Genomic DNA, 11,339 nt, shown 5'->3' with positions numbered 1-11,339 from the left:
CGCCCTCGTCAGTGATCGGGCTTATAGACCCCACACCTCAGATACGTCAACATGCAAATTCAAAAAACTGTCAAAAATCGACAACCAACTGATTTTACTCAATGTTTTCGACTGTTGATAAACTCCACAGATTTGGAGGAGTCAAAACAGCCTGTGTTCGCGGCGCAAATCACCGTTTGGCCTGAGCGGGAGCCATTCTGGCCTCTCCCGGCACGGGCTACGGTTTTGAAACGCGCCGCACGCCGGTCATCGTCGGCAGAGTTTCACGGGTAAATTCCGCCCGGTGTTCCCGAGCGATCCGCATCAGGAACTCGCGCACAGCCCTCACTCGTGGCACCGCAACCAGATCCCGGTGGCAAACCAGCCAGTAGGTGCGCTTGAGCTCGATCTCTTCGGGAAGCACGATCTCAAGATCCTCTTCCTGCTGCGCGATGAAGTACGGCAACACACAGAGACCCAGCCCCTGACGCACGGCCTTTAACTGTGTCAGGATGCTCGAGCTCTGGAAATGCGCGTGCAGGCCCGGCTGCAGTTCTCCGAGATAGTCGAGCCCCGGCGCGAAGATCATGTCCTCGATGTAACCGACGAAGCGATGGGCGGCGAGGTCGTTGCGTCCGGTGATCGGCGGATGTTTCCCGAGATATCTGCGCGCGCCATAGACATGCAGCGTATAGGGCGTCAGCACCTCGGAATGATAGGGCCCGGCCTTCGGCGCCGTCAGCGCAATCTGGATATCGGCTTCCTTGCGCGACAACGACATGATCTGCTGGATCGCCAGCAGTTCCAGCGACACGTTCGGGTAGTTTTCCGCAAACTCCGCCAGCCGATCCGCCAGGAAGAAATTACCGAAGCCTTCGAGCGTGCTCAGCCGCACCACGCCGCGCTGCGCCGTCAGGCCATCATTGATGTCGAGCTGCAGCTGTTCGGTCTCGCGCTCGATCCGCTCGGCGGTTTCGACGAAACGCTGTCCCATGCCGGTCAAGACGTAGCCGCGCGGATTGCGCTCGAACAGCTTCACCTTGAGAGCGAACTCCAGCCGGTCGATGCGCCGCGATACTGTGGCGTGGCTGGTCCTCAAGCGTCGCGCCGCGGTCGACAATTGCCCGGTGCGGGCGACCGCCAGAAAGAACTGCAGGTCGTCCCAGGTGAAATTCGGATTCATCGCCACTCCCATCTGTTCGAAAATGAACAGATCCTGTTTTGCAATTTAGGGTCGACAACGCTTGCGTCCAAGAGATTTTTTCCGGATTGTAATCGCCGTGGCCTACACATGAGGAGCATGTCTGGCCAAATATGAACAGAACCAAACAATGGTATGGCGCGCGCCCGAAAGGTGCGCCGACGCCTGGCGGCATTTTTCCATTCGTTTTGCAGCGGTTCGGGGCTCTGGGAGGAACTGATGAGAAAGAAACCGATTGCGATCCGGCGCACGGATCAATGCGTCGACGCCGTGCCTGACAATCGCGCCGCCCCCGGACATTGAGAGAAAACCATGGACACGTTCGACTACATCGTCGTTGGTGCCGGGAGCGCCGGCTGCGTGCTTGCCAACCGGCTATCCGAAAACCCGAAGCATCGCGTGCTGCTGCTCGAAGCCGGGGGCCGCGACAATTACCACTGGATCCACATCCCGGTCGGCTATCTCTACTGCATCAACAACCCGCGCACCGACTGGTGCTTTACCACGGCGGCCGAAGAGGGCCTCAACGGCCGCGCGCTCGGCTACCCCCGCGGCAAGGTGCTCGGCGGCTGCTCGTCGATCAACGGCATGATCTACATGCGCGGCCAGGCTGAGGATTACGACCATTGGCGCCAGCTCGGCTGTAGCGGCTGGGGCTGGGACGACGTGCTGCCGCTGTTCAAGAAATCGGAAGACCATTATCGCGGCGCCAACGAGATGCATGGCGCCGGCGGCGAATGGCGAGTGGAAAAGGCGCGCGTGCGCTGGGACGTGCTTGATGCCTTCCAGAAGGCGGCGACCGAGGCCGGCATTCCCGAGACACCCGACTTCAACCGCGGCAGCAATGAAGGGTCCGGCTATTTCGACGTCAACCAGCGGTCCGGCATCCGCTGGAACACCGCCAAGGCCTTCCTCCGCCCGGCACAGAAGCGCGGCAACCTGACGGTTTTGACCAAGGCGCATGTGCGCAAGCTGATCATCGAGGGTGACCGCATCGCCGGCGTCGAGTTCCAGCACGACGGCCTGGTCAAACGCGCCCGGGCGACCTGCGAGACGGTGCTTTCCGCTGGCGCCATCGGCTCGCCGCAGATCCTCGAACTCTCCGGCATCGGCCGCAGCGACGTGCTGCAGAAAAACGGCATCGAGGTTCGCCACGAGCGCGCAAACGTCGGCGAGAACCTGCAGGATCACCTGCAACTGCGCATGGCCTACAAGGTCTCGGGCGTGCCGACGCTCAATGAAAAAGCCAACTCGCTTTTCGGCAAGGCGTCGATCGGGCTCGAATACCTCTTGAAACGCTCCGGGCCGATGGCGATGGCGCCGAGCCAGCTCGGCATCTTCACCCGCTCGGGCCCCGAGAAAGAGACGCCCGACCTGCAGTATCATGTCCAGCCGGTGTCGCTCGACAAGTTCGGCGAGCCTGTTCACTCCTTCCCGGCGATCACCGCGAGCGTCTGCAATCTGCGGCCCGAAAGCCGCGGTTCGGTTCATCTCAAAGGGCCGGACTTTGCCGCGGCTCCGGACATCCGTCCGCGCTACCTGACATCGGAAGCCGACCGCAACGTCGCCGTCAGCGCCATTCGCCTGACACGCCAGATCGTCCGGCAACCATCCTTTGCCCGTTTCAACCCGGTCGAGTTCAAGCCTGGTCCCTCCTATGAGAGCGAGGACGACCTGAAGCGTGCGGCCGGCGATATCGGCACGACGATCTTCCACCCCGTCGGCACCTGCCGCATGGGGTCGGATCCCGACAGCGTCGTCGATCCGGAACTGCGGTTGCGGGGGCTCACGGGATTGCGCATCGCCGACGCCTCGATCATGCCGACGATCACCTCCGGCAACACCAATTCGCCGACGATCATGATCGCCGAAAAGGCGGCGCGCATGATCCTGGCCGCCAATCGCTAGGGCATTTTCCGCAAAAGAGTGCAACGGTTTTGCGTTCGGAAACGCCAACGTCTGTTGACATCGAAGATGCTGATTCCACGCCGGATTCGGGCACGCCGGCGTGGGCGGATAACGGTAAACTGGCCGAAAAGCGACGCGAAAAGCTTAAATCTCAGGCATTGAGCCCCTATATCAGGCCCTGATGGCTCATCTTTCGAGCCCAAGCAAGATTAGGGGTTATGATGGCAATGCAGCGATTTGGGCGTTTTGGACGAACTCTGGCAATGATGGCGATCGGCATGGTCGTCGCACTGACCGTTTTGGACGTTGCCGAAGCGCGGCGTTCGGGCGGTGGCTTCGGCAGCCGCGGCACCCGCACCTTCTCGCAGCCGGCGACCACCAACACCGCACCGACGAGCGCCGCGCCGATCGACCGTTCGATGACGCCGCGCCAGGACGCAGGCCCAGCCGCCACCACTCCGGCAGCCGGCCAGGCGCGTCCGAACGCCGCCCAGCCGAACGCCCGCCCGGGCTTCTTCAGCGGCTTTGGCGGTTCGCTGCTCGGCGGCCTGATGGTCGGCGGCCTGATCGGCATGCTGATGGGCGGCGGCTTCGGCGGCGCTGCCGGCTTCCTCGGCCTGATCGTGCAGATGCTTCTGATCGGCGGCCTGATCATGCTCGCGATGCGTTTCTTTAACCGCAACCGTCAGCAGACGGCCTATGCCGGCCCGTCCGAACGCTCGTCGGGCCAGTCGCCCTCGAACGGCATGCCGTCGTTCAAGATCCCGAGCATCGGCGGTGGCCAGCAGGGTGCACAGGCAACCGCCCGCCCCGTGGCGGCTCCGGTGCAGGCGCCCGTCACCGACGGCCCGGCCGATGAGATCGGCATCGAGCAGTCCGACCTCGAACAGTTCGAAACGATGCTGAAGGACGTGCAGGCAGCCTACGCTGCCGAGGACTACGGCACGCTGCGCCGCCTGACGACGCCGGAAGCCATGTCCTATCTCGCCGAGGAGCTGAGCGACAACGCGACCAGCGGCGTCAAGAACGATGTCCGCGACGTGCACCTGGTCCAGGGCGACGTGTCCGAGGCCTGGTCGGAAAACGGAACCGAATTTGCGACCGTCGCGATGCGCTACGAGAGCATCGACGTCATGCGCGACCGCACCACCGGCAAGGTGATCAGCGGCGATCCGGACAACCTGACGGAAGCCGTCGAACTGTGGACGTTCGTGCGCAAGCCGGGCGCCGAATGGCAGGTCTCGGCGATCCAGGGCGTCAGCCACGACTGACGCGACGCGAGACGAACAGAGATCAAAGGCCCGGTCGGCTCCGTCCGCACCGGGCCTTTGCATTTTCAGGATCACATCTTGACCGGCGCCCCTTCCGAAGGCGCGAGAATGCCGGCGATCAGATCCCGAAGCCAACGGTGGGCTGGGTCGGCATCGCGCCGGCGGTGCCAGATCTGCCGGAAGGCGAAGGGCGGAATGGCGAAAGGCGGATCGAACACGGTCAATGCGCCGGCCCCGACATCGCGCGGCAGAATGCGGCGCGCCACGGTTAGCACCAGATCGGTTCCAGGGACGAGTCCAGGTGCCGCGCTCCAATGGGGCAAGGAAAGGGCAATGCGGCGCTTGTAACCGACGGCGGCCAGCGCCAGGTCGATCTCGTTGCCGGTATCGCCGCGCAGCGCAACAAGGATATGCGGCCGTTCCAGATAGGCCGAAAGATCCATCGTCCCTTTCCCGCGCAGGCTCCCGGCGTCTGCCAGGCAGGCGAAGTCCTCCTCAAACAGGAGCGATGTCCTGAGATCCTCGGCAAGAGCAGGAAACACGCCCAGCGCAAGATCGATCTCACCGTCGACGGCTTGTGCCATCATCACTTCCCGGCTCGCCTGGCTGACAACGAGATCGACATTCGGCGCCTTCCTGCGCAGCACCGCCATCAACCGCGGCAGCAGCACGAGCGCCGCGTAGTCCGACATCGCCAACCGGAAGACATGGCGTTCGCGGAGCGGATCGAACGCCTGCGCGCCCATCATCTGGCGCATCTGAGCCAGAGCCTCCGCGAGCCGCGGCGCAAGGTCCAGCGCCCGCACCGTCGGCTGCAACTGTCCGCCATGCCGCACAAGCAGCGGGTCGTCGAAGAGGGTCCGCAAGCGGGCGAGTGCATGGCTGACTGCCGGTTGGCTCTTGTTCAGCCGGATGGCGGCGCGCGACACATGGCGCTCGGCCAGAAGCGCATCGAGCACCACCAGCAAATTGAGATCGACGGCAGCGAGATTATTCATGAAGTGAATATAGCACGTGATAAATCGGAATTTCCATTCTTTGAATTGATAGGAGACATTGGGGCAATCAAGAAGGAAAAAACAATGCCCACACTCTCCTCCCTCCTCATGCTTGCCGCGGCGATCTTCGCCGGCGCCGTCGTCCCCCTCCAGGCCGGCGCCAATGCCAACCTTGGCCGCCTCCTCGGCCATCCGCTCTCGGCAACGGTCGTCTCGCTCGCTGTCAGCCTCGCACTCATCGTGCCTGTCCTGATCGCCTTGCGGGCGCCGTTGCCCAACCTGGCGGTGGCGTTCAAGGGCCCGTGGTGGATCTGGATCGGCGGCGCTGCCGGCGCGATCTACATTACCGCTGCCTTGATCCTCGCGCCGAAGCTCGGCGCGGCAAGCTTCATTGTTGCCGTCATAGCCGGCCAGATGCTCGTCTCCATGCTGATCGACCACTTCGGCCTGATGGGTTTCCCCGTCAAGCCGGTCAACGCCGCACGCCTCGCCGGCCTGCTTCTGATCGTCGGCGGAATGGTCATCACCCAGATCGCCAACGCCTCCCCGGCGCTCGCCGCAACGACACGCTAGGCTTCTGCCGATCGGCGACGGGCCGGTAACGCCGGCTTGTCGCACCAAGCCATCCCGTGGTAGGCAGCACCATGTCGATCGAACCCCATCTGATGGCCTGATTTGCCCCGCAAGGCGGGGCTTCAATCCGTAAGCCCGGAACCGTTTGCCTTTGCGGCAAACAAAGATCGTTCGCGCCGATCCCAGGTTTGACCCTGCCCGTCGATGGCAGGTCCGGATCGGCTGCCTGTTCTCGGGCTTATCATGACCGTTTCCAGTCTCTGGGGCTGCGCCACCTTTCGGCGCGTCAGCCTTGTCCTCGCCGTCGATAGTTTCAGTTCGTGGATGCTCGTGGCAGCCATACCCCTCGTCGTCGCGACCCGCTTCGGCGCCGGCGCGGAACTCGTGGGCAGTCTTGCCTTGCGGCTCCTCCCAGGCATCCTGCTCGCGCCCTTCGTCGCCAGCCTCTTGCAACGGGTCGGGCCCCGCCTGCCGATCCTCTGCGCGTTCTCGGCGACCGCGCTCGCCATTCCCGGCCTTGCATTCGCGCCTGATACGCTGACGCTCCAGGCGATCGTCGTCGTTATCGGCGTCGCAGATGCGGTCGTGACACCAGGGCTGCTGGCGTTGCGCTCCGCGGTCGTTCCAGCCGGCCGCAACATGGAGGCGAACACCGCCTTCCAGGCGATCGACCGCTTCGCCAAGATCCTTGGGCCGCCAGCGGCGGGGCTCCTTATTGCCTCAACCTCGATGCCGGTAACGCTGCTGGCACTGGCGTTCGCCCAACTTGCGGCGGCTTTTCTGCTGATGTTTGAACCAGCCGGCATGCCGAAGCAGCGGAAGCCAGCGCCCTCGGGTGGTCCGACCTTCGCACGGGAAGTGGTCGCGATCCTTCGCGAAACCCCCTTGCTCCGGGCTCTGCTCCTCCCCGCCTTCGGCTACATGGTCTCGCTCGGTGCGCTGCAGCCGTTCCTGATCTGGCTCAATCGTGACCAGTTCCACCAGGGACCGGAGATGTGGACCCTGCTTCTGGGCGCACAAGGCGCCGGCGCGCTGATTGGCGCGTTCGTCTCGCACCGGTTGGCCGGGGCCTTGACCCAAACGCAGTCGCTGCTTCGCGCCTATCTTGTGGCGAGCCTGCTCGAAGGCCTTTCGACCTTCGCGCTGATCTTCGCGCCCAACCACCTGGTGGCGAGCGGACTGCTGATTGTCGGTGGCATCCCGGAGATGATTGCGTTCGCCACCTATTTCACGCTTGTGCAACGCTTGTTGCCGCTGGAGCGTCAGACGATGCTCTATGCCCTCACCTTGCCGCTGATGGATGTTTTCCTGATTGTCGGCATCCTTTCCGGGGCCCTGCATGCGAGCGGCCTGATGACACTTTCGCAGTTCTGGCTTTTTGCCAGCGCCTGCGCCGTGTTGCCGGTCTTGCCATTCCTGAGATGGCGGACCGGCGACCGCCAGGGCGAGACCTAATCCGAAAAGATCAACGCCAGCCGCAACTTGCGGCTGGCGCGTTTGACTTCGACTGGCCATACTCGCTCCGGGCTTTTCAAGGGGTATGGCATGCAGGATCGGTTGTTCATCGACGGCAAATGGGAGAAACCACGGCGCGGCGGTACGCTCGACGTCATCGATCCGGCAACGGAAGAGGTCATCCATCGCGCACCGGCGGCAACCTATGAAGATGTGGACCGGGCGACGAAAGCCGCCCGCATCGCCTTCGATAGCGGCCCCTGGCCGAAACTCTCCGGCACCGAGCGCGCCGCCTATTTGCGGGCGATCGCCGCGAAGATCGAGGAGAAACGTCACTCGCTGGCGCGGCTCGAAGTGGCCGACAACGGCAAGCCCTTGCCGGAGGCGCTCTGGGACATCGACGATGCGGCCGGCTGTTTTCGCTACTATGCCGGCCTTGCCGAGGAACTGGACGAAAATCCCGAGGAGACGATCGCGGTCGGCGACAACCGCTTCACCGCGCGTGCGGTGCGCGAGCCGCTCGGCGTCGTCGGCGCCATCACGCCCTGGAACTACCCGCTGCTGATGGTCTCCTGGAAGGTGGCCCCGGCACTGGCCGCCGGCTGCACCATCGTGTTGAAGCCTTCGGAGTTGACGCCGCTGACAGCGCTCGAGCTCGGTGTGATCGCCGAGGAAGTCGACCTGCCGCCCGGCGTGCTCAACATCCTGACCGGCACCGGCCAGGACGCCGGCCAGCCGCTCACCGAGCATCCGCTGGTCGACAAGCTCGCCTTCACCGGCTCTGTCGTCACCGGTCGCAAGGTGATGATGGCCGGCGCCCAGGACATCAAGAACGTCAGCCTCGAACTCGGCGGCAAGTCGCCCTTCGTCGTCTTTGCCGACAGCGATATCGACAAGGCCATCGAATGGATCATGTTCGGTATCTTCTGGAACCAGGGCCAGGTCTGCTCGGCGACCTCGCGCGTGCTCGTCGAGGAAGAAATCTACGAGACCGTCGTCAAACGGCTGTGCGAGGAGGCGGCGAAGATCACCATCGGCAGCGGGCTCGAAGACGGCACCCTGCTCGGGCCGATCGTATCGAGGGGCCAGTACGACAAGATCATGGGCGCCATCGACCGTGCCCGCCAGGACGGCGCCACTGTGGCTGCCGGCGGCGGCCGACCGGCCAGCCTCAACACCGGCTATTTCATCGAACCCACGGTGCTGACGGACATGCGCGAGGACAGCTTCGTCTGGCGCGAGGAGATCTTCGGCCCGGTCGTCTGCGTCAAACCCTTCCGCGAGGAAGCCGACGCGATCCGCATGGCCAATGACAGCCGTTTCGGGCTGGCGGCTGCCGTCATGTCGGCCGACAGGGACCGTTGCGAGCGCGTCGCCCGGGCGTTTCGTGCCGGCATCGTCTGGATCAACTGCTCGCAGCCGACCTTCACCGAGGCGCCGTGGGGCGGTTACCGGCAATCGGGCATCGGCCGCGAGCTCGGCCGCTGGGGGCTTTCCAACTATCTCGAGACCAAGCAGATCACCAGTTTCGATGCGGACGAGCCCTGGGGCTGGTATCTCAAGGGATAGTGGCGAAAGGGCTGGGTCGACCTGTCGTCAAATTCCCTTCATGCACCTGTGAAATAAGCCGACTAACGATAGCATGCGAAAAGCTGTCGCTGGGCACATCGTATCCGGAGGGTCAGATGAACAGGTCGAACGACGACACCGAAACGCAGGACTGGCTCGAAGCGGAACTGGCCGACACGCTCGATGAAGACTACGAGCTCGAGCTGTCCGAGCCGGCTCTGTCGGAAGAGATCCGCAAGATCTACCGCAAGAGCCACCCGCCGACGATCCCGCGGATCGACTACTTCCGGACGCTCCTGAAGCTGCAGTCGGAGCTGATCAAGCTGCAGGACTGGGTGGTCTACCACAAGGAAAAGGTGGTGGTGATCTTCGAGGGTCGCGATTCCGCCGGCAAGGGCGGCGTCATTAAGCGCATCACGCAAAGGCTCAACCCGCGCGTCGTGCGCGTCGCCGCGCTGCCGGCGCCGTCCGACCGCGAAAAGACCCAATGGTATTTCCAGCGCTATGTGCCGCACCTGCCGGCCGGCGGCGAGATCGTGCTGTTCGACCGCTCCTGGTACAACCGCTCCGGCGTCGAGCGCGTCATGGGCTTTGCCACCGAAAACCAGGTCGAGCAGTTCTTCGACGACGTACCGGAATTCGAGCGCATGCTGGTGCGCTCGGGCATAAGGCTGGTCAAATACTGGTTCTCGATCACCGACGAGGAGCAGCAGATGCGCTTCCTTGTGCGTATCCATGATCCGCTGAAGCAGTGGAAACTCTCGCCCATGGACCTGCAGTCGCGGGTGCGCTGGGAGGCCTACACCAAGGCCAAGGAAGAGACGTTTGCCCGCACCAACATTCCCGAAGCGCCCTGGCACATCGTCGAAGGCAACGACAAGAAGCGCGCGCGGCTGAACTGCATCGACCACCTTCTGACCCAGATCCCCTACGAGGATGTGCCGCACGAGGAAATCTCCTTGCCTGAGCGCGTCTTCAATCCGGACTACGAGCGCAAGGTGCTGCCGCCGGAGCTCTACGTGCCGTCGAAATACTGACCGACATCTGGCCGGTTGGCGGCAGTTGAATGCGAGACGGCGCCCGCCCGCCTCGCTTGCAATATCCCTTCGAACATCAGAGATTGCCGTGAAACGACAGTTTCATGGAAATCGCAATGAGTCCGAAAGAACGTTCCTTCCTCACTCGTGTCCGTCAGGTGCTGCCGGACCTGCATCCGGCCGAGCGGCGGCTCGGCGACTTCCTCTGTGATTTTCCGGGCGAAGTCGCGAGCTACTCGGCCCAGGAACTGGCGGCGCTGGCGCATGTCTCGAAGGCGACCGTATCGCGTTTCATCCAGCGCCTCGGCTACGACAACTACGAGGAGGCGCGCCGCCACGCCCGCGCCGACAAGCAGACGGGCTCGCGCCTGTTTCTGGCGACCGCAACCGACAGCGGCGGCGAACAGTCGCTCACCTCCCATGTGGCCCAGGGCGTCGCCAACATCGAGGCGACCTTCCTCGCCATTTCCGAAACCCAGGTGACGGCGGCGGCGACCGCGATCCTTGGCGCCCGCAAGGTCTGGGTCATCGGCTTTCGCGCCAGCCACTCCTTCGCCACCTATCTGCAATGGCAGATGACCCAGGTCATCGAGAACATCTCGGCCGTTCCCGGAGGGGGCCAGACGCTCGGCGAGCATCTGGTCAGCATCGCAGGCGACGATGTCGTCATCCTTTTCGGCCTGCGCCGGCGCGTCTCCCTGATGGAGCCCATACTCAGCCAGCTCGAGAAATCAGGCGCACGGCTCATCTACATCACCGACGAGGGCGTACCGTTCCTCAGCCAGGCGGAGTGGCATTTCCGCTGCCAGACGCTGGCACCGGGCCCCCTCTTCAACCATGTCTCGGTGATGGCGCTCTGCCATCTCTTGACCACCCGATGCATCGAAATTGCCGGCACCGCCGGCCGAAACCGGTTGCGCGGCATCGAGGCCATCAACGATGCGCTTGAGGAATTGTGAGCACCGACTGGGCATCCGCCTGAAACTTCGGAATATTTTTTGAGCACGTGAAATCTGGGTTTCACATCGGCGAACGGGAGCAACCGGCGCCTAAGGCTCTGAGAACAAATGAGAAACCACAGTTTCTCATCGAATGGCATGAAATCTGCATTGCATATGCGGCGCGGCGAACGAGCGTTGCGTTCCGCAGCGCATCATAGAATCTTCTATGAAACTGAGATTTCATGATGTAGATTTCATGAAACTGAGATTTCATGATGTAGATTTCATGAAACTGAGTTTTCACATTTTCACGTTGTTAAGCCATAAAGGGGAACGAACCATGGCAGCGGAAAATATGGTGCCTTCCGGCAGGTCATCGCCGGTCATCAGACAGTTGGAATCAGCCT

General features: G+C 63.0%; 9 protein-coding genes. 7 read left to right on the top strand and 2 right to left on the bottom strand.

Going from position 1 to position 11,339, the window contains the following annotated elements; all coding sequences use genetic code 11:
- Nucleotides 1-217: 217 nt before the first annotated feature.
- Nucleotides 218-1,162: a LysR family transcriptional regulator gene (locus VGO12_RS16150; protein ID WP_327513758.1), complete on the bottom strand. Its 945-nt coding sequence runs from the start codon at nucleotides 1,160-1,162 to the stop codon at nucleotides 218-220.
- Nucleotides 1,163-1,492: 330 nt separating this feature from the next.
- Between VGO12_RS16150 and VGO12_RS16145 the strand changes: the two genes are divergently transcribed.
- Together VGO12_RS16145 and VGO12_RS16140 are read left to right on the top strand one after the other, a co-directional pair.
- The gene (locus tag VGO12_RS16145) at nucleotides 1,493-3,088 is read left to right on the top strand and encodes a GMC family oxidoreductase (protein WP_327513757.1); all 1,596 of its coding nucleotides are present in this window, start codon (nucleotides 1,493-1,495) and stop codon (nucleotides 3,086-3,088) included.
- A gap of 266 nt (nucleotides 3,089-3,354) precedes the next feature.
- Nucleotides 3,355-4,359, top strand: coding sequence for a Tim44 domain-containing protein (locus tag VGO12_RS16140; RefSeq protein WP_414650733.1), 1,005 nt, complete (start codon nucleotides 3,355-3,357; stop codon nucleotides 4,357-4,359).
- Between the two features lie 71 nt (nucleotides 4,360-4,430).
- On the opposite strand, the gene VGO12_RS16135 is transcribed toward VGO12_RS16140, so the two are convergent.
- Nucleotides 4,431-5,549: a LysR family transcriptional regulator gene (locus tag VGO12_RS16135; RefSeq protein ID WP_327513755.1), complete on the bottom strand. Its 1,119-nt coding sequence runs from the start codon at nucleotides 5,547-5,549 to the stop codon at nucleotides 4,431-4,433.
- Between VGO12_RS16135 and VGO12_RS16130 the strand changes: the two genes are divergently transcribed.
- From VGO12_RS16130 to VGO12_RS16110, 5 genes are all read left to right on the top strand, one after another.
- Nucleotides 5,442-5,930 carry a DMT family transporter gene (locus VGO12_RS16130; RefSeq protein ID WP_327513754.1) on the top strand — a complete coding sequence of 163 codons (489 nt, stop codon included), beginning with the start codon at nucleotides 5,442-5,444 and terminating at the stop codon, nucleotides 5,928-5,930. The genes VGO12_RS16135 and VGO12_RS16130 overlap by 108 nt on opposite strands.
- 243 nt (nucleotides 5,931-6,173) lie before the next feature.
- The gene (locus tag VGO12_RS16125) at nucleotides 6,174-7,385 is read left to right on the top strand and encodes an MFS transporter (RefSeq protein ID WP_327513753.1); all 1,212 of its coding nucleotides are present in this window, start codon (nucleotides 6,174-6,176) and stop codon (nucleotides 7,383-7,385) included.
- A gap of 90 nt (nucleotides 7,386-7,475) precedes the next feature.
- Nucleotides 7,476-8,954: an aldehyde dehydrogenase family protein gene (locus VGO12_RS16120; RefSeq protein WP_327513752.1), complete on the top strand. Its 1,479-nt coding sequence runs from the start codon at nucleotides 7,476-7,478 to the stop codon at nucleotides 8,952-8,954.
- Nucleotides 8,955-9,070: 116 nt separating this feature from the next.
- On the top strand, nucleotides 9,071-9,991 hold the full coding sequence (gene ppk2 / locus VGO12_RS16115) for a polyphosphate kinase 2 (protein WP_327513751.1): 921 nt from the start codon (nucleotides 9,071-9,073) through the stop codon (nucleotides 9,989-9,991).
- 116 nt (nucleotides 9,992-10,107) lie between these two features.
- Nucleotides 10,108-10,950, top strand: a complete 843-nt coding sequence (locus VGO12_RS16110) for a MurR/RpiR family transcriptional regulator (RefSeq protein WP_327513750.1) — start codon at nucleotides 10,108-10,110, stop codon at nucleotides 10,948-10,950.
- Nucleotides 10,951-11,339 lie beyond the last annotated feature (389 nt).

This window comes from Ensifer sp., from assembly GCF_035999135.1.
GTDB lineage: Bacteria > Pseudomonadota > Alphaproteobacteria > Rhizobiales > Rhizobiaceae > Ensifer.
The sequence above is the reverse complement of the archived record's forward strand: the minus strand, read 5'-3'. Positions and strand labels throughout refer to the sequence as shown.